Here is a 21,135-nt window from a genome sequence, read left to right on the forward strand (position 1 = left end):
ACTCACAAACGCTTTAACCTTAAATCTTCGTGGTTAAGTCCTCGACCGATTAGTACTAGTCCGCTCCATATATCACTATACTTCCACTTCTAGCCTATCTACCTGATCGTCTCTCAGGGGTCTTACTTCTTTCGAATGGGAAATCTCATCTTGAAGCTGGCTTCGCGCTTAGATGCTTTCAGCGCTTATCCTTCCCACACATAGCTACCCAGCGATGCTCCTGGCGGAACAACTGGTACACCAGCGGTGCGTCCATCCCGGTCCTCTCGTACTAAGGATAGCTCTTCTCAAATTTCCTACGCCCGCGACGGATAGGGACCGAACTGTCTCACGACGTTCTGAACCCAGCTCGCGTACCGCTTTAATGGGCGAACAGCCCAACCCTTGGGACCGACTTCAGCCCCAGGATGCGATGAGCCGACATCGAGGTGCCAAACCTCCCCGTCGATGTGAACTCTTGGGGGAGATAAGCCTGTTATCCCCAGGGTAGCTTTTATCCGTTGAGCGATGGCCCTTCCATACGGTACCACCGGATCACTAAGCCCGACTTTCGTCCCTGCTCGACTTGTTGGTCTCGCAGTCAAGCTCCCTTCTGCCTTTGCACTCTACGAATGATTTCCAACCATTCTGAGGGAACCTTTGGGCGCCTCCGTTACTCTTTAGGAGGCGACCGCCCCAGTCAAACTGTCCACCTGACACTGTCTCCCGTTGCCTTACAACGCGGGTTAGAGGGTTCATATCACAAGGGTAGTATCCCACCAACGCCTCCTCGTAAACTGGCGTTCACGATTCCTAAGCTCCTACCTATCCTGTACATGTCACACAAACACTCAATATCAAGTTACAGTAAAGCTCCATGGGGTCTTTCCGTCCTGTCGCGGGTAACCTGCATCTTCACAGGTACTATAATTTCACCGAGTCTCTCGTTGAGACAGTGCCCAGATCGTTACGCCTTTCGTGCGGGTCGGAACTTACCCGACAAGGAATTTCGCTACCTTAGGACCGTTATAGTTACGGCCGCCGTTTACTGGGGCTTCAATTCGAAGCGTCGCTTGCGCTAACCTCTCCTCTTAACCTTCCAGCACCGGGCAGGCGTCAGCCCCTATACGTCATCTTTCGATTTGGCAGAGACCTGTGTTTTTGATAAACAGTCGCCTGGGCCTATTCACTGCGGCTGGTATTGCTACCAGCACCCCTTCTCCCGAAGTTACGGGGTCATTTTGCCGAGTTCCTTAACGAGAGTTCTCTCGATCACCTTAGTGTTCTCCACTTGACTACCTGTGTCGGTTTGCGGTACGGGTTCATGTTATCTCGCTAGAAGCTTTTCTCGACAGTTTGATTATCCACCTTCGCTACTTTAATTCGCTACGCTTCACAGCTCATTCTCTTAAGTAAAAGCATTTAACTCTTACTAAAACTTACTGCTTGCACATCCTCTTCCATCCGGATGCGTGGAGTCACCTCCTGTGTCCCTCCTTCACTCAATCGATAACATCAAGTACAGGAATCTCTACCTGTTGTCCATCGCTTACGCCTGTCGGCTTGGGCTTAGGTCCCGACTAACCCAGGGCGGACGAGCCTTCCCCTGGAAACCTTAGTCTATCGGTGGACGGGATTCTCACCCGTCTTGCGCTACTCATACCGGCATTCTCACTTCTATACGCTCCAACACTCCTCACGGTATGCCTTCCCCGCATATAGAACGCTCTCCTACCACTCTAGTCTTAAACTAGAATCCACAGCTTCGGTGTATTGTTTAGCCCCGGTACATTTTCGGCGCAGAATCACTCGACTAGTGAGCTATTACGCACTCTTTAAATGATGGCTGCTTCTAAGCCAACATCCTAGCTGTCTGTGCAACTCCACATCCTTTTCCACTTAACAATTACTTGGGGACCTTAGCTGGTGGGCTGGGCTGTTTCCCTTTCGACTACGGATCTTATCACTCGCAGTCTGACTCCCAGAGATGAGTACTTGGCATTCGGAGTTTATCTGAATTCGGTAAAACTTGCGTCCCCCTCGTCCAAACAGTGCTCTACCTCCATCACTCTTACTCTGAGGCTATACCTAAATATATTTCGGAGAGAACCAGCTATCTCCAAGTTCGATTGGAATTTCTCCGCTACCCACAAGTCATCCAAACACTTTTCAACGTGTCCTGGTTCGGTCCTCCAGTGTGTCTTACCACACCTTCAACCTGCTCATGGGTAGGTCACTTGGTTTCGGGTCGACAACAACATACTCTCGCCCTATTCAGACTCGCTTTCGCTTCGGCTCCGTTTCTTCAACTTAACCTCGCATGTTATCGTCACTCGCCGGTCCATTCTACAAAAGGTACACCATCACCCCTTAACGGGCTCTGATTACTTGTAGGCACACGGTTTCAGGTACTCTTTCACTCCCCTCCAGGGGTGCTTTTCACCTTTCCCTCACGGTACTGGTTCACTATCGGTCACTAGGGAGTATTTAGCCTTGCCAGATGGTCCTGGCGGATTCCAACGGGATTCCTCGTGTCCCGCCGTACTCAGGATACTCCTAAAGCGTCAGTCAGTTTCGTATACAGGGCTCTCACCTTGTCTCGCTCTGCTTCCCATCAGATTCTACTACTCACTTCAGTCTTATATCGGAGTCCTACAACCCCATTGTGCATGCACAATGGTTTGGGCTCTTCCCTTTCGCTCGCCGCTACTTAGGGAATCGATTTTTCTTTCTCTTCCTGCAGGTACTTAGATGTTTCAGTTCTCTGCGTCTTCCTCGCTTACGCGTACTGCATTTAGCAGTGGGTTCCCCCATTCGGATATCTCTGGATCATAGCTTACTTACAGCTCCCCAAAGCGTTTCGTCGTTCGTCACGTCCTTCATCGGCTCCTAGTGCCAAGGCATTCACCGTGCGCCCTTTGTTTCTTAACCACATTTTTGCGCTCGTAAAGGCTCTTCCCCTTTACTCTTATTTTCTCTATATTATTATATAGACTCGGTCAATTCTCGGTTTATTATATCTTTCTCTTGAAATTATATAATCTATATTGATTACTCCTGTTAAAATAATCAATATCGTTTGTTTTGTTATTCAGTTTTCAATGAACTAGGTGTTTTGAGTAAGTGAACCTCACTCAAAACTGAACAATGACAAATCCTAACTCTGTGTAGTTCCAGTACTCCTTAGAAAGGAGGTGATCCAGCCGCACCTTCCGATACGGCTACCTTGTTACGACTTCACCCCAATCATCCATCCCACCTTCGACGGCTCCCTCCTATTGGTTAGGCCACCGGCTTCGGGTGTTACAAACTCTCGTGGTGTGACGGGCGGTGTGTACAAGACCCGGGAACGTATTCACCGCGGCGTGCTGATCCGCGATTACTAGCGATTCCGGCTTCATGTAGTCGAGTTGCAGACTACAATCCGAACTGAGAATGGCTTTTAGAGATTGGCATGCTCTTGCGAGTTAGCGACTCGTTGTACCATCCATTGTAGCACGTGTGTAGCCCAGGTCATAAGGGGCATGATGATTTGACGTCATCCCCACCTTCCTCCGGTTTGTCACCGGCAGTCTAACTAGAGTCCCCATCTGAATGCTGGCAACTAGTTATAAGGGTTGCGCTCGTTGCGGGACTTAACCCAACATCTCACGACACGAGCTGACGACAACCATGCACCACCTGTCTTCTTGCCCCGAAGGGTTTCTCTTATCTCTAAGATATGCAAGAGATGTCAAGACCTGGTAAGGTTCTTCGCGTTGCTTCGAATTAAACCACATGCTCCACCGCTTGTGCGGGTCCCCGTCAATTCCTTTGAGTTTCAACCTTGCGGTCGTACTCCCCAGGCGGAGTGCTTATTGCGTTAACGCCAGCACTGAAGGGTGGAAACCCTCCAACACTTAGCACTCATCGTTTACGGCGTGGACTACCAGGGTATCTAATCCTGTTCGCTCCCCACGCTTTCGAGCCTCAGTGTCAGTTACAGACCAGAAAGCCGCTTTCGCCACTGGTGTTCCTCCATATATCTACGCATTTCACCGCTACACATGGAATTCCGCTTTCCTCTTCTGCACTCAAGTTTCCCAGTTTCCAATGACCCTCCACGGTTAAGCCGTGGGCTTTCACATCAGACTTAAGAAACCACCTGCGCTCCCTTTACGCCCAATAAATCCGGACAACGCTTGCCACCTACGTATTACCGCGGCTGCTGGCACGTAGTTAGCCGTGGCTTTCTGGTTAGATACCGTCAATCTACTAACATTTCCTCTAGTAGCCGTTCTTCTCTAACAACAGTGCTTTACGATCCGAAAACCTTCTTCACACACGCGGCGTTGCTCCGTCAGACTTGCGTCCATTGCGGAAGATTCCCTACTGCTGCCTCCCGTAGGAGTTTGGGCCGTGTCTCAGTCCCAATGTGGCCGATCACCCTCTCAGGTCGGCTATGCATCATCGCCTTGGTAAGCCGTTACCTTACCAACTAGCTAATGCACCGCGGGGCCATCCTTTAATGATGCCGTAGCACCTTTCCCAATTTAACCAGGCGGTTAAATTGTCTATGCGGTATTAGCAGTCGTTTCCGACTGTTATCCCCCACTAAAGGGCAGGTTCCCCACGTGTTACTCACCCGTGCGCCACTAACCTTAACGAGAACAAGTTCTCGTCGCGGTTCGTTCGACTTGCATGTATTAGGCACGCCGCCAGCGTTCGTCCTGAGCCAGGATCAAACTCTCATGAAAGTTTCATGAGTCGTTTTAGACTCTTACTATTTACTAGCTTGTATATTTATAGAGTTACCACTCTGTCTCGAATTTATATTCGGGTATGTTGTGATAATTCAAATGAATTATCCCCTACACATTTTTGGTGTTTGTCTTTGTTCAGTTTTCAATGAGCTTCGTTGTTGCTTGGTTAAGCAACTTCTATATAATATCACGTTTGATTGAAACTGTCAACAAGTTTTTTCAACTTTTTTTATTTCTTTTTCAATCTTTCGTCTTGTTCGCTTGGAACTCCCTTATAGTATCATGATATCCAACACTCGTCAACACCTTTTTTACATTATTTTTACATTTATCATCATATTTTGATATTTAATAATACTAATATTGAAAAATTATTATGATTACAATATTATGATAGTTTATATCACGATATGATGATCACGATATATGGTATTACTTATCTATCTTTATGAATATTAATAGAGCCGAAACTATTTTTCTCGTTTCGACTCTTATTTTTTAGCTATGTGATTAATATAAATTTGAATTAATTTCTTTAAAGTTTTGATTCCATGCTATTATTTTTTATCACCTAAGCGAGCGATTTTTCCTTGTTGAATATAAACAGTTAAAATCGCTATATCCGCTGGATTAACACCACTCACTCGACTTGCTTGTCCTAGTGTACTTGGTTGGATTTTTTCAAGCGGTCTCTAGCTTCTGTTGCTAAACTGTCCACCGCATCATAATCAATATCTTCGGGAATGAACTTTTCTTCCATTGATTTCATTTTATCGACTCTTTGGTTTGCCTTAACAATATAACCTGCGTATTTTATTTGAATTTCAATTTGCTCTGCTATTTGACGTTCTAATGGACCTTCCTCACGAGGTATGATTCTTATTAATTCTCGATATCGAACCTCTGGTCTTTTTAGTAGATCCACTGCTAATATACCATCTTTTAATTGTGTTGATTGAATACTGTCTAAATAATCAACCAATCCTGGTGTTTTTGGAGTTAAACGTATATTGCTTAATCTTTCTAATTCTAGTTCGATTAGATTTTGCTTATTGATAAAAGCGTCGTATCGTTCTTGAGTAACTAATCCTAATTGATAACCCATTTCTGTTAATCTTAAGTCTGCATTATCATGACGTAATAATAAACGATATTCAGCACGGGAGGTTAACAGTCGATAAGGTTCGGTTGTGCCTTTGGTAACTAAATCATCAATCATTACTCCGATATACCCTTCACTACGTTTCATTATGAAAGGTTCTTTTCCTTGAACTTTTAGTGAAGCATTAATCCCTGCGATTAAACCTTGTCCCGCAGCTTCTTCATAACCACTCGTTCCATTCATTTGGCCTGCTGTAAATAAACCATTAATAAGTTTTGTTTCTAACGATAATGTTAATTGATGAGGAATTACAACGTCATACTCAATTGCATATCCCGGTCTCATCAATTGTGCATTCTCTAATCCTTTTATAGAATGCAGTATTTCCATTTGAACATCTTCTGGCATGGAAGTCGATAGTCCTTGAACATACATCTCATCTGTACCTAATCCTTCTGGCTCGATAAAGATTTGATGACGTGGTTTATCACTAAAACGAACAATTTTATCTTCAATCGAAGGACAATAGCGTGCACCTACTCCTTCGACTATTCCACTAAACATCGGTGCTCGGTGAAGGTTCCCTCTAATAATCTCATGTGTCATTTCATTCGTATGGGTTAACCAACAAGGAACACTGTCTTCTTTATAGTTTTCATCAGGTGTTAAAAATGAAAAATGATTAGGTTTCTCATCGCCTGGTTGTATTTCAGTTTGATCAAAATCGATTGAATTTTTATTAATTCTCGGTGGCGTACCCGTTTTAAAACGAGCAAGTTCAAAACCTAGTTCTAATAAATTTTCTGATAACTTAATAGATGGTAAAGTATTGTTGGGACCTGATGAATATCCTAATTCACCAATGATGATACGTCCTCTAGAGGATGTTCCTGCAGTTAAAATAACTGCATTCGATAAATAACGCGCACCTGTTGAGGTCACAACACCTTTTACTTGATTATCTTCAACAATTAACTCCGTTACCAATCCTTGTTTTAAATCTAGATTCTGGGTATTTTCTAACACTTGTTTCATCGATTGAGCGTATAGCTGTTTATCCGCTTGTGCTCTTAAAGCTTGAACTGCTGGACCTTTCCCAGTATTTAGTAAACGCATTTGAATATACGTTTTATCGATATTGCGCCCCATTTCTCCACCTAAGGCATCGATTTCTCGCACTACGACTCCTTTAGCTGGTCCACCGATAGATGGATTACATGGCATAAAAGCGACCATCTCTAAACTTAATGTTAACAATAATGTTTTACTTCCCATCCGGGCACTGGCTAGAGCTGCTTCCGACCCAGCGTGTCCCGCACCTACGACAATAACGTCATAGGAACCTGCTTCAAATTGTTTCATCTAATTTCCCCTTTTAATAAAATTCGACATTTTGTTCTATCAGTTGATTAGCGACATAAGTAAATTTTGCAGAAAAATAGGGTCTTCGATCTAAAATCCATTGTAGAAAAATATAGTCGCCTTCCCAAGTCGGTTTGTTCATAACATCTTCATAATTGACCCATTCCAAAGTACCCTCTGGACAATTTTCAGTTAAATTTCCTGAAAACTCGGTGACACGGTAGACAAAACTATACCAGTCTTGCCCATCTTGTGTGAAATTTGGAAATGTTATAAATCCACATAATTCCATTTTTTCAGCAATTAATCCTGTTTCTTCATAAATTTCTCGTTTAGCACATTCTTCTGGCGTTTCACCTATTTCAAACTTACCACCGACACTGACCCATTTACCTTGATGGATATCATTTTCTTTTTTATTACGATGTAACAATAATAATTGTGAGCCATTATCGATATAACATATTGTTGATAATTTCATTTTAGCCTCTACTTTCCTAGACAGAACTGACTAAACAGTTTATTCAATAATTCATCTTGAACGCTCTCACCCGTTATTTCGCCTAAAAGATCCCATGCTTTTGTAAAATCGATTTGAATTAAATCAACTGGCATTCCCATCTCAACAGAACTTAATACTTCATTTAATGAATCAACCGCTTGATTAAGCAATGCGACATGACGTGTATTGAGTAAGTAGTTAACATCTGTTGATTGAATTTCACCAGCAAAAAACTTTTTTCTATTGCGGCTTCTAAAACTTCGATGCCTTGTTCTTCTATCATAGAGGTTGCAATTAATTCATCTTGTTTAATATAAGGACTCAAAGATTCCATCGTCAATGCAGGTTTTAAATCTTGTTTGTTTAATAAGATTAAGCGATTCATGCCATTCGTTGCTTCAAGTAATTCTTTGTCAACCGGTTGTAATGTCTCAGATTGATTTAATATTAAGATAATCAAATCGGCCTGTTCTATCATTTTACGCGATTTTTCTACACCTATTTTCTCTACTACTTCATCCGTTTCACGAATGCCTGCAGTATCAATTAATTGTAATGGAACACCTCTTACGTTGACATATTCCTCTATGATATCACGTGTTGTTCCTTCTATATCAGTAACAATCGCTTTATCTTCGCCTATTAATCGGTTTAAAAGACTCGATTTCCCAACATTTGGACGACCTACAATAGCGGTTTTAATACCATCTCTAAATAATTTCCCTTGTTGAGCTTGAGATAAAATATTTAAGATTTGTTTCTTAACAGCCAATCCTGTTTCTTCAAGTTGCTTTAATGATAATTCTTCTACATCATCATATTCAGGATAATCAATGGTTACTTCTACTTGTGCTAGTGTGTCTAACATATTTTGTCTCAAACTACGGATTTTTTTCGATAAACTTCCACTTAATTGATTCACAGATGCGCTCATGGCCTTACTAGTTTTAGCTTGAATTAAATCCATCACCGCTTCTGCTTGCGATAAATCAATTCTTCCATTTAAAAATGCGCGTTTGGTGAATTCTCCTGGTTCGGCTAATCGTGCCCCTTGTTTTAAGACCAACTCTAATATTCTTTGAACGGCCATTATGCCACCATGACAATTTATTTCAATAATATCTTCTGTCGTAAATGATCGTGGTGCACGCATGACACTCACCATAACTTCATCCATTATCTCGTTATTATGAGGATCAATTATATGACCGTAATTAATGGTATGTGATGCGACTTTTTGAAGATCTTTACCTTTAAAAATTTGATTAGCATATTGAATTGCTTCAGACCCACTTAAACGTACAATCCCGATAGCACCTTCCCCTAAAGCTGTGGAAATAGCAGCAATTGTGTCTAATTGGTACATATCATCACGCTCCTTCTTAAAATATAAAAAAGTGCCTAAACTACTCCTATTCATCATAGGAGTAGTTAGCACTTTGACTGCTTAGTATTCATTTCGATTGAATTATACAAAAAATAGTTTCAGAATGCAACTATCGAAATCGATAATTGTTGGTGAAACACTATTATTTCCTAAAATACAATGGGAGTGGCCAAGATGTAGAAAATCAAATGATTTTTACTTCATCTGGCCATTCCTTAAGTTTAGTCGTCCTCAAACGGGTTTTTAAAACACAGCTGAACGTCACTCAATCATTGTCTTTATCATTATCAGGCAAAAATTGATTGAAGTTATCATTTTTGCCTCGCCACCTTTTTCATAATTATGAAAACGATTGGTTAATATCCGTTTTCCACATGTCATTAGGATACCATAATCCACCATCAGGATAACTTATGGTATTAGGTGTCATGCCTAGACCGTTAACTGTTAATTGAACAGCTTCCACACCATAATGTTCTATCATGGTCATGACAATCGCTGGAATAATACCTCGTTCTGTCACTTCATTTTGATTCATAGCCGCAACAATTCCCGGTGTAAAATCGACATTAATATAATAAGTTTCTTTATTAATTTTATTAACTGAAATATCTGGTGTTATCCAACCTAATGTTTGAAATAATTTTGTGTAAATATTAGCTGATTCTTCATTCGTTTGAAACTTTATGGGCGCCACATCATCTACTAATACCAATTTATTATCTACTTGTTGTGGTGCTTTAATCGGAATTTGTACTTGAAAATAACTATTCTGACTAATGCTCGATAGGACTAAGCTATCATCTGGATAAATTTCAGCTACAATCCCCAAACCTTTAGCAAAATATTTTATTTGTTGGCCATCTTGATAAGCAACTTCTACTACATCTTGATAAGTCGTTCCGTTTATATTTACTGTTTCATATAAATTAGTGATACTGGCTATTTCTTCAGACGACATTTCCCAAGAATTTCCTTTTTGGATTGGTGCTTTTAAAATTATGTTGGATCTTTCTGTCGATAAATTAGATAATTGATTACTTGGAATATTTGTGCCTTCTCCAACACCTAAATCACTGATTTGTTGTGCATCCCAAGCATAATAGTGATTTGAAATGGCTGTTGGTGTTTGTTCCCTAACTTGCATCATTTTTAAATTACCATCAACAAACTCCATATATCGAAAAAATTCTTGATCATTCTCAATATATTGATTAATTTGATTAGGTTGTATCGGGATAAAATCAACGATATCATCAAAACTCATCGTCTCATCATAAGCTATTTCATTTGTAATCTCAATATTTACCGTTTTTTCTTCTCCCTTATTTTTGTGGGACGCTTGTTCAATATTTTGCTTTTCCGTTATATAGGCTTGTCTTTCTTCACTTAATCGAATCATCGGCTCTTTACTACAAGCACTTAAAAATATAATGGATAAAAGAATAATAACATTTGGATGTTTCATTCAATAAATCCTTTCTAGATAAAATACGACGTGTTTAAATTATAATATTCTTTATAACAAATCAATTTTACGTAAATTAAGCTATAATTTCAAGCTTTAATCTATTGGAAGAACCTTAGTGAATCAAACCTTTATTATTTTATTGAAAAAAATATCAAAAATAGTATGCCTACAAAAATATTTTCATGTTATTGAAAATGAATTTACCAGGCGCAATGAAACTGAATAAAATAACCATAAAAACTTCTCCAAGGAATTGAGGTCTCAACAACATTTAGTGATGAGCAAGTTCTTCCACAATAAAAAGATGAGTTTATTTGGTATTTTATTTACTACATCCATCTTTTAATGTTGTTTTGGGAATGGGCAAGAAGTAGAAAATTGAACAATTTTCGCTTCGTCAGCCCACCCCCGCAAAGTTGGGAGTGGACCAGAAGTAGAAAAGCGAATGATTTTCGCTTCGTTTGTCCACCTCCGCATAGTTGAGTAGGCCTCAAACAAGTCGAAAGACGCAGGTTGAGGCCACTCAACCACTACGCATTTAATTATCGCACAATAATTTGATTGTATTTATAAAGTTTATGCTCAACCTCGATTTTGTAAAGGACCACTAACAAGCCATATAGGCAATATTTATAATCCCCAAAGATACTATCTTTACTCAAAAAGCACTGAAAGTACTTAGCTCAGTACCATTCAGTGCTTATATTGACAACTAATTATTTTAATCGTTTTAAAACAATTGTCTCGTAAGGAGATAATTTAACTGATTGATTAACCACTTCAGCAGAGCCATTTCCAATCATTTTTTCTGCTGTTTGATTAAAACCGTCTGGTAATTCAACTTCAACTTCACCAGCGTAAAAATGACTTAAAACTAAAATTTCTTCCATCTCAGTGGTTCTCAAATACGCCATCACTTTTGGATCATCAAGTAAAATCCCTTGGTAAGTCCCATTAATTAAAGCATCTTCAGTTTTTCTTAAATGGATTAATTTTTTATAATAAGCAAATATTCCATTAGGATTATTGAGTTCTGCTTCAACATTTACTGTTGGATAATTATTTGCTACAGCTAACCAAGGTTGACCGGTAGTGAAACCAGCATTTTTCGACTGATCCCATTGCATTGGTGTCCGACTATTATCACGTGATTTCGCTTGAATAATAGCCATCACTTTGCCATCATCATACCCTTTTTCTAACATAATCTGATAGTTATTATGAGTTTCAATATCATTATACTCTGAAATTGTTTGATAATTAGGATTAGTCATCCCAATTTCTTCACCTTGATAAATGTAGGGCGTTCCTCTTAAAAATTGAATCGTCGTCCCTAACATTGTTTGCGTCTCATAAGGATATTTTTCTACATCGCCAAATCGACTATTTGAACGTGGTTGATCATGGTTATTTAAGAATAGTGCATTCCAACCCTCACCATCTGACATCCCTTGTTGCCATTCATCTAAAATAGCTTTTAATTCAATGAAATCAAAAGATGGATTACTCCACTTTTCACCCTCTTCATAATCTACTTTTAAATGATGGAAACTGAAAATCATTGATAATTCATTTTCTTGTGGATTAGTATAACGAATTCCGTTTTCAACGGTAGTTGAAGACATTTCTCCAACTGTCACAACATCCTCTCTTTGACCGAAAGTCGCTTGATTCATTTCATTAATCCATTTATGTACGATTGGCGTATCCGTATAAAGTGACTTTTCTTGTGATGAACCAGGTTTTTCACTATCAATCAGCTCAGGGTCTTTTCCTATCACATTTAAAACATCAAAACGGAACCCTTTTACCCCTTTATCTAACCAGAAACGAACTACCTTGTATAATTCTTGTCTCACATTTGGATTATGCCAGTTTAAATCAGCTTGTGTTACATCATATAAATGTAAATAGTATAAATCTGTGTCACCAAATTTTGCCCAAGCGGGTCCACCGAATTTAGATTCCCAATTGGTAGGCAATGACCCATCTGCTTTCAATGGACGTAAGTAGTAAAAATCTTGATAATAAGGATCTCCTGCTAAAGCTTTTTGAAACCATTCATGTTCTGTTGAGGTATGATTAAAAACCATATCTAACATTAAATCAATATTGTGATTTTTAGCCACTGCTACCAATTTCTCAAAGTCTTCCATGGTACCAAATAACGGATCAATTTCAATGTAATTACTAACATCATAACCATTATCATTTTGTGGTGATGGATAAAAAGGATTCATCCAAATCATATCGATTCCTAACTCAGCTAAGTAATCAATTTTCTCTATAATCCCTTTCAAATCTCCAATTCCATTACCATCAGTATCTTTAAATGATTTTGGATATAATTGGTAAATTACTTTTTCTTTAATTGACACAGAATTTCCTCCTATATTAGTTGACTATGCTTTTTTTGAACCTGTAAATAAGTTGGCTTTTTTAAAGGTAATTGTCAATACTAATGGTACAATGAATGCCACTAACATACAAATAATAAATGAAATCATCGTTTCCGGTGTAATTACTAAGAATCCTGGTAAACCACCTACCCCAATTGAAGTTGCTTGAACGTCAAAGGTTGTACATAATAAACCTGCAATACCAGAACCAATCATAGCAGCCACAAATGGATAAACATATTTTAAAGTAACCCCAAACATTGCAGGCTCAGTAACACCTAAATATGCTGACACAAAGGAAGGAATCGTTACTTGAGATTCCTCTTCATCATGACGCGTTAACCACCAATAGCCAACTACTGCTGAACCTTGGGCGATATTAGATAAAGCAATCATTGGCCATAAACCAGTTGTTTTTGAAGCAGTATCGGCAATTAATTGTGAATCGATTGCATTGGTCATATGGTGTAAACCAGTAATAACTAATGGCGAATACAAAGCACCAAAGATTGCACCAAACAACCATTTTAACGGTCCAGTTAATCCTGCTAATACCACTGTAGAAATAATATTTCCTAACCACCAACCAATTGGCCCCAATACAGTATGAGCTAAAATAACAGCTGGTAATAATGATAAGAATGGTACTAAAATCATAGATAACATTTCTGGAACATGTTTACGCCAGAATTTTTCTAAATAACCTAATGCTAAACCAGCTAACATTGCTGGAATCACTTGTGCTTGATAACCAATCATATTTAATTTGAAGAAACCAAAATCCCATTGAGGCACTGTCCCTTCAGCTAATGCATCTGCGGCTCCATAAGCATTTAATAATTGGGGTGATACTAAGGTTAAACCTAATACAATCCCTAAAATTTGAGTCGTTCCCATTTTACGAGTAACAGCCCAAACAATCCCAACTGGAAGGAAGTGGAAAATAGCCTCCCCAGGCAACCATAAGAAATGATTGACACCACTCCAAAATTGACTAACATCCGTAATAGTATTCCATACAGGTTCACCCGCAGCATTGGTCAGAGCGACGCCATCTACAACTTTTTGTCCTAAGGCTTCAAAACCGACACCTTCTAAAACATTACGGAAGCCTAAAATAAGTCCCCCAACAATAATGGCTGGAATAATAGGTGCGAAGATTTCAGCTAAGAAAGCCATCGCTTTTTGCAATTTGTTTTGATTCTTCTCAGAAGCACGTTTAACATCTTCTTTAGAAGCCTCTGAAACACCTGATAAACGGGCAAAATCTTTATAAAACTCTGAAACAGCATTTCCAATAATAACTTGGAATTGTCCTGCTTGAGTAAACGTCCCCTTAACAGATGCTAATTTTTCAATATCTGCTACCTTAGCTTTTGCTGGATCAACTAAAGCAAATCGCATCCGTGTTGCACAGTGTGTCACAGCGGCAATATTATCTTTACCACCAACTAAGTCAAGTAATGCTTTTGCATCTTGTTCAAACTTAGACATAATATGTCCCCCTTTTTTATTTTAACCTCTTACGAAAAAATGTAAGCGTTATTATAATAAGTATATTACATTTTAGTAGGTGAAACAATCTTATTTACTATAAATATTTATTATAAGAATAAGTTTTATGGTTTGTATTCAACTACTAAATAACGATTTGGGTCACGACCTTCAGAATGCGTTGCGATATGTTCAACTTTACTTAAATACGCATGGATTTGTTTGCGTTCATAACTTGGTAATGGATCCAATACAACTGAATGTTTAGTTTTAAGCACTTCTTTTGCTGTACGTTCAGCAATTTGTTCTAAAACATTGGCACGACGATTACGATAATCACCAATGTTAAGAATCACCGATTGGCGTCTTTTATCATATTGGTGGACCATAATTTGAGCCAATACTTGTAATGAGTTAATAATCTTACCGTGTTTCCCGATAATTAAACCTGATTTATCTGTTTCGATATTAAAAATAAGTTGATTTTTTTGACGTTCAACCGTTATATCCGCTTTTGCTCCGTAATCATTAATAATGTTTTCTAAATATTCGGCTACTTTTTGATGTTCAGCCATTAAATCATCGTGATGTTTGTTTTCAGTTTGCACATCGTCAGAAATTAGTTCTGAATCTTTCACTGGAGTTTGAACAGCTTTTGGTTTTTCCTCCTTTGTTGGCTCAACTTTTTGTTCTTGCTGTTGTGGTTTTGCTTTTGATTTTTTTGCTTCTTTTTTAATAGATGGTTCGGGTGTTTTCGTATGGTCAATTAGCTCATCTTTTTTCTTCTACTTGCTTTTCAATTTCAGCTGTTAATTCTGAAATGGAGGCATTTTTAGAAATTTCAACGATGGCATCTTGTTTTCCAAAACCGAATAATCCTTTTTTCCCCTCACTAATAATGTTGATATTAGCTTCAGATTCAGAAATATTTAATTTAGTCAAACCGATTTTAATCGCTTTATCAACTGATTCAGCTCTAATTGTAGTACTATGTTCCATCCTAATTCGCTCCTTACTATTTTTTAACGCGTTTCAATGCTTTGCGCAAAGCACGTTGTTTTTCTTTTTCAGCTTGTAGTTTTGCTTCACGTTCTGCAATAATTTTATAAGGATTATTGTAAACAAATGTTTGAATTAATGTAATCGCATTTGAAACAACCCAGTATAAAGTAACAGCACTTGGTAATCCAAGAGAAATTAATAAAATAAAGGCTGGCATGATATACATCATCGTTTTAACTTGGCTATTTGGATTTTTATTACTTTTCATTGTGAAGTATGAATTCGCAAATGTTAATACTGCTGCCAATATCGGTAAAATAAATAATGGGTCCATTTGTCCTAAGTTAGTCCATAAAAAATGTCCTTGTTTTAATTCAGGGGTACGACTAATTGATTGATAAAGGGACATCATCACTGGTAATTGAATTAATAAAGGTAAGCAACCAGCAAACTGATTAACACCATGTGATTCTAATAATTGTTGTTGTTCTTCTTGCGCTAATTGCATCGATTCACGGTCACGATTTGGATATTTTTCTTTGATTTTATCTAATTCTGGTTGTAATGCTTGCATTTCACGTTGTGATTTTAATTGCATTTTGGTCAATGGAATTAATAAAGCACGAATTAATATCGTAAAAATAATAATCCCAAGGGCATAACTACCGCCAAATAAATTTGATAACCAAATAATAAATTGTGACAAGTTATAAATAATATAACGATCCCATAAATTAGTACTTTCAGCACTAATTGGTTCGTTAACATTACCACAAGCGGTTAACACTAAAACTATCGATAACAATAGAATAATTTGTAACCATTTTTTATAATTTTTCTTCATATAGGTCTACTGCAACTCCTCTAACTTTTTGATATCAATAATTGAGGCAATTTTCATAACATGAACCAATGATTTTTTTATTTCATAAAAATTACGATTGACTATATCTTTGCGAGCTATTATTAAATAATCATATTCATTATTGATGGCGGGGGATAATTCATGAATCGCATGTCGTAGTAATCGTTTTATTTTATTTCTCTGTACCGCATTTCCCATTTTTTTACCAACCGATAACCCTACACGAAAATGTACTTGTCCAATTTTAGGGTACACATAAAGTACTAACTGGCGGTTAGCATAGGAAGTTCCATTTTGAAAAGCATCTTGAAAATCCTTTTCACTCTTTACACGATATTCTTTCTTCATTTTCTACCTCATCTTATACTTGACTCAATTATTCACTTTTCATTATAACGAATTTTATCGTAAAAAAAATACAAATAGACAAATAAAAAAAGTTACCACGAAACGTAGTAACTTTTTTGCATTATGCTGATAATTTTGCGCGTCCTTTTTGACGACGTTTTCTTAATACACGACGACCGTTTTTAGTACTCATACGTTTACGGAATCCGTGGACTTTTTTACGCGTTCTCTTTTTTGGTTGGTAAGTTCTTTTCATTATGGCACCTCCTAAAATCTAAACCTTTATGTCAATACCTAAAACATTTTAATGAAGTATTGGCTAAAAGTCAAGATGCTATTGTTGATTTTTAGGAATAAAAGTAACATTTTTTTAATATTTCAATAAAGTTATCAACAGATGATTATTGCTTTGTGCACAACTCATTTTTTATTACGAGCTTTGCACATCTTTTTACACAATTATGCACATATAAACAGGTCAGATCTTTTTTAATTATTTATCCACAATTTCTGTGCATAACTCTAACAATATGTGTTATAATAAGCTCGTTAGTTCCATATTATCCACAGAACCTTGTGGAAATTATGGACTTATAAACAGTTATCCACAATTTTTATTAACATGTTGATAACTCTTTTGTTTAAATGTGGATGATTCTATTATCATTGTTATCCACAATTTATGTTATAATTTTACTTACAAAGTAAATTATTAAGTGAGGTGAAGAAATGATTGATAAAGAAGAATTTTGGCAAGGTGTCACGAAATATTTAAAAGAAATTTTATCAGATTCTTCTTTTTCTAATTGGGTTAAACCAGTTAAACCATCTAGAATTACAGAAGACACAATTTCTCTAACAGTTCCCAATAATTTAATCAAAACGCGATGGGAAAAGCATTTAGCTGGCTATATCCTTCAATACAGTTTGGAATATTATGGTAGAGAAATTTCGCCTATTTTCATCGTAGTAGGTGAGGTCGCAAATATTGATTTTCCAGTCGACCCCCCCAGTATGAACCCTGTTAAAGGGAATAACTATGCTTCTGGTTTAAATCCAAATTATACCTTTGATACATTTGTTGTTGGTGAAGATAATAAAATGGCCAACGGTGCAGCGTTAGCTGTATGTGATAGTCCTGGGAAAACTTATAATCCATTTCTTATTTATGGCGGTGTTGGTTTAGGTAAAACGCATTTGATGCATGCGATTGGTAATGAAATTAAAAGAAAAAATCCTAATGCGCGGATCAAATATGCAACGACTGAAACCTTTACCAATGATTTCATTAATAGTATTACCCATAATAAGACCGAACAATTTAAAAAAATGTATCGTGATGACATTGACGTTCTTTTAATGGATGATATTCAGTTCTTATCTAAAAAGGATAAAACACAAGAAGAATTTTTCCACACCTTTAATGATTTATTCAATGCTGGAAAACAAATCGTTTTAACATGTGATCGTCTTCCTAACAATATTGATAGCTTAGAGGAACGTTTAATTTCTCGATTTAAGTGGGGCTTATCTACGGACATTACCCCTCCTGATCTAGAAACTCGAATTGCGATTTTAAGAAAAAAGCTTTAAATGATAATTTAGACATTAACTCAGAAGCATTAACTTATATTGCTAATAATGTTGATTCTAATATTCGTGAGTTAGAGGGGGCTTTATTAAGAGTTATTGCCTATGCAGCTATAAGTGGGGAAGAAATTACCACTAATTTAGCAGCAAAAGCCCTAAATGCCTTAATTGGTTCCACAACTGAAAAGGAAACGAATATCAATGATATTATTACAACTGTCGCTAAGTTTTATTCCATTACTGCTGATGATATCAAGGGTTCAAAACGGGTGAAAAATATTGTGTTTCCACGTCAAGTTGCGATGTATTTATCCCGTGAACTCACTGATTTATCTTATCCAAAAATCGGAGAAGATTTTGGGAATAAAAATCATACTACTGTGATGCACGGATACGAAAAAATAGCCGAATTAATTGAATCAGATCCACAAGTACGACAAGAAGTAAAAGAATTAAAACAAAGAATAAAAAATTGACCTGTGGATAACTTTTAAAGATATCAAGAGACAATCCACAAAGTTTTAGACAGGTAGAATGCGTTCATAATAAGCTCTACCATGATTTATCAACATAATCAACAGCACTTATTACTAATACTATTATATATATAATAAACTATATATTATTAAAGGAGTTCCAAATGAAATTTTCTATTAAACGATCTATCTTTTTAAATCAATTATCAAATGTAACTCGAGCGATACCTGGTAAAGCTACGATACCTATTTTAACTGGCGTTAAATTAGAATTAACTAATGATCAGTTAACATTAATTGGTAGTGATTCTGAAATTTCTATTGAAAGTATTATTTCAGTAAACGATGATTTAAATGAATTAGAAATTGAAAAAACGGGTAGTGTCGTATTACCTGCACGCTTATTTAATGAAATTATCCGAAAATTACCGACTAATAAATTAACGATTGAAGTAAACGATCAATATACAGCTACCATCACATCTGGCCAAGCAACCTTTAATGTGATTGGTGTTGCAGGTGATGCTTATCCTAAGTTACCAACAGTAGAAACTACAAACGGTATTAGTCTGCCTTCTACTACTTTTAAACAATTAATTAATCAAACAATCTTTTCTGCTTCAAATCAAGAGAGTAGACCTATCCTAACTGGACTTCATCTCATTAATAAGGGCTCATTTGTTTCAGCTATCGCAACCGATAGCCATCGATTAAGTAAACGAGAAATGCCCTTTACTAATGAAGTAAGCGAAACTGAATTAGAATCGATTACTATACCTAAAAAAACGATGTTAGAATTAATGCGTATTGCAGAAGATGAACAAGATTTGACGATGATTATTTCTCATCAACAAGTTATTTTCTTATTAAATGGTGTTACTATTTACTCTAGATTATTAGAAGGAATGTATCCTGATGCCGAACGTTTAATTCCGACAGAATATCAAAGTGAAATTGTCGTAAATTCAACTGAGTTTTTAAATGCGATTGATCGTGCTTCATTAATGTCACGTGAGGGGAGCAGTAATGTCGTACAAATGATGATTGAAAATGGGGAAGTAGTATTATCCGTTCGTGGAAATGAATTAGGAAAAGTAGCGGAAGTAATTGAAACTAAAAAAATCGAAGGAAAAGATATTAAGATTTCCTTTAACCCAGAATATATGAAAGATGCATTAAAATCATTTGATGGTTCTGATATTTCTCTTCAGATGCAATCAGCTGTAAGACCCTTATTATTACAGTTAGACACACCAAGTGAAATTGAAAATAATCGTCTATTACAATTATTAACTCCGATTCGTACACATTAAAATAATAAATAATGAGAATGGGAGTGGACATAAACTTGATAATTTTAGTTAAGATTATTTTTCGTTAATTAAGAGCGCAGTGGTTGAGTGGTCTCAATCTGCGTCTTAAAGACTTGTTTGAGACCTACTCAACTGTGCGAGGGTGAACAAACGAAGCGAAAATCATTCGATTTTCTACTTCTGGTCCCCTCCCTTTTTTAAATGTACAATTTAAGTTTATGCTCTGTTATTTTACAAATAAAAAACGGTATTAAGAGTAGTTTTATTGAAGTTTACCTTCATTCTCTTAATACCGTTAATTTGATTTTATATTATTTTAATTCTGATTTAGCTTTTGACGATTATCACGTTCTTGAATCAGAGCAATATATTCTTCTAAAACTAAACCATGCTTATAGATGAATTCGGCATGTTCAACACCGACATATCTAAAATGCCACGGTTCAAAATTTATTTTAGTTATATCTGTTTTTCCTTCTAAATATCTTAATATAAAACCATAATGATGAGCATTTTCAGCTAGCCATTGAGCCGAAGGTTCATATTGGTAACTCACATATAATTCATAACCAAATTCAGCTCCTAATAAATCTATCGCTAATCCAGTAGTATGTTCACTACCATTACTTGGTGCAACATACTGATCCGTCATGTATTGCGCATCGGCTTCGCTATAACCTTCGTATAAATAACTATTAAAACGACTTTCATAATTAAAAGCCTGTTCAGCAATACTGCGATATCCTGAAATAAAATTATAATAATAACCTACCTCAGCAGCTGCTGCACGCATTTCGGCTAAAGGGGTAGCCATTGCTTCGTGATAAGGTTGACCATTTTCAGAATAAACAAATGGAATATAAGGATCATATTCTAATAAATTATCGCGATTAACTAAAAATAATAAAGGATTATCTATACTCGCTGATTCTGGCAACTCTTCAATCAATTGATCAATGGTTATCGAATCGTCACTTGGGCGAATAGCATCAACATCCGGCAATTGATAAGTAGTCTCAGATTGTGCTTGAATGTTCGAAACGCATAAGATACTTAACAAAAGTACAAACAAAGTAAAAATTTTATTTTTCACAATATTCTCC

General features: G+C 37.0%; 11 protein-coding genes, 2 rRNA genes and 3 pseudogenes. 2 read left to right on the forward strand and 14 right to left on the reverse strand.

What is annotated here, in order from left to right; translation table 11 throughout:
* Positions 1-29: 29 nt before the first annotated feature.
* The 13 genes and pseudogenes from LB888_RS04910 to rpmH form a co-directional block, all read right to left on the reverse strand.
* Positions 30-2,910 (reverse strand): 23S ribosomal RNA (locus tag LB888_RS04910).
* A 256-nt stretch (positions 2,911-3,166) separates the two neighbouring features.
* Positions 3,167-4,715: ribosomal RNA gene (locus LB888_RS04915) — 16S ribosomal RNA — on the reverse strand.
* Together the 16S and 23S rRNA genes form the textbook arrangement of a ribosomal RNA operon.
* A gap of 563 nt (positions 4,716-5,278) precedes the next feature.
* Positions 5,279-7,185 (reverse strand): annotated as a pseudogene (gene mnmG, locus LB888_RS04920) (tRNA uridine-5-carboxymethylaminomethyl(34) synthesis enzyme MnmG).
* Positions 7,186-7,198: 13 nt separating this feature from the next.
* Positions 7,199-7,666 carry an 8-oxo-dGTP diphosphatase gene (locus LB888_RS04925; protein WP_311920681.1) on the reverse strand — a complete coding sequence of 156 codons (468 nt, stop codon included), beginning with the start codon at positions 7,664-7,666 and terminating at the stop codon, positions 7,199-7,201.
* 8 nt (positions 7,667-7,674) lie between these two features.
* Positions 7,675-9,053: pseudogene (gene mnmE / locus LB888_RS04930) on the reverse strand (tRNA uridine-5-carboxymethylaminomethyl(34) synthesis GTPase MnmE).
* Between the two features lie 361 nt (positions 9,054-9,414).
* Positions 9,415-10,542 carry a hypothetical protein gene (locus LB888_RS04935; protein WP_318753792.1) on the reverse strand — a complete coding sequence of 376 codons (1,128 nt, stop codon included), beginning with the start codon at positions 10,540-10,542 and terminating at the stop codon, positions 9,415-9,417.
* Between the two features lie 719 nt (positions 10,543-11,261).
* Positions 11,262-12,923, reverse strand: a complete 1,662-nt coding sequence (gene treC, locus LB888_RS04940; protein ID WP_318753793.1) for an alpha,alpha-phosphotrehalase — start codon at positions 12,921-12,923, stop codon at positions 11,262-11,264.
* A gap of 24 nt (positions 12,924-12,947) precedes the next feature.
* Positions 12,948-14,438: a PTS system trehalose-specific EIIBC component gene (gene treP, locus LB888_RS04945; RefSeq protein ID WP_311920690.1), complete on the reverse strand. Its 1,491-nt coding sequence runs from the start codon at positions 14,436-14,438 to the stop codon at positions 12,948-12,950.
* 125 nt (positions 14,439-14,563) lie between these two features.
* Entirely contained in the window at positions 14,564-15,076 is a 513-nt protein-coding gene (gene jag / locus LB888_RS04950) for an RNA-binding cell elongation regulator Jag/EloR (protein ID WP_318753794.1), read from the reverse strand.
* A 133-nt stretch (positions 15,077-15,209) separates the two neighbouring features.
* A complete protein-coding gene (locus tag LB888_RS04955; protein WP_318753795.1) occupies positions 15,210-15,437 on the reverse strand; it encodes a Jag N-terminal domain-containing protein in 228 nt (75 codons plus the stop codon).
* Positions 15,438-15,453: 16 nt separating this feature from the next.
* The gene (gene yidC / locus LB888_RS04960; RefSeq protein ID WP_078755109.1) at positions 15,454-16,284 is read right to left on the reverse strand and encodes a membrane protein insertase YidC; all 831 of its coding nucleotides are present in this window, start codon (positions 16,282-16,284) and stop codon (positions 15,454-15,456) included.
* Positions 16,285-16,290: 6 nt separating this feature from the next.
* Positions 16,291-16,653, reverse strand: coding sequence for a ribonuclease P protein component (rnpA, locus tag LB888_RS04965; RefSeq protein WP_066126814.1), 363 nt, complete (start codon positions 16,651-16,653; stop codon positions 16,291-16,293).
* 121 nt (positions 16,654-16,774) lie between these two features.
* Positions 16,775-16,909: a 50S ribosomal protein L34 gene (gene rpmH / locus LB888_RS04970; RefSeq protein WP_066126812.1), complete on the reverse strand. Its 135-nt coding sequence runs from the start codon at positions 16,907-16,909 to the stop codon at positions 16,775-16,777.
* 473 nt (positions 16,910-17,382) lie between these two features.
* Here rpmH and dnaA point away from each other — a divergent pair.
* A pseudogene (gene dnaA / locus LB888_RS04975) lies at positions 17,383-18,719 on the forward strand (chromosomal replication initiator protein DnaA).
* 164 nt (positions 18,720-18,883) lie between these two features.
* The gene (gene dnaN, locus LB888_RS04980) at positions 18,884-20,032 is read left to right on the forward strand and encodes a DNA polymerase III subunit beta (RefSeq protein ID WP_318753796.1); all 1,149 of its coding nucleotides are present in this window, start codon (positions 18,884-18,886) and stop codon (positions 20,030-20,032) included.
* Positions 20,033-20,348: 316 nt separating this feature from the next.
* Here dnaN and LB888_RS04985 read toward each other — a convergent pair whose 3' ends face one another.
* Entirely contained in the window at positions 20,349-21,125 is a 777-nt protein-coding gene (locus LB888_RS04985; RefSeq protein WP_318753797.1) for a M15 family metallopeptidase, read from the reverse strand.
* Positions 21,126-21,135 lie beyond the last annotated feature (10 nt).

This window comes from Globicatella sp. PHS-GS-PNBC-21-1553 (assembly GCF_033564055.1).
In the GTDB taxonomy this organism is placed as follows: Bacteria; Bacillota; Bacilli; order Lactobacillales; family Aerococcaceae; genus Globicatella; species Globicatella sulfidifaciens.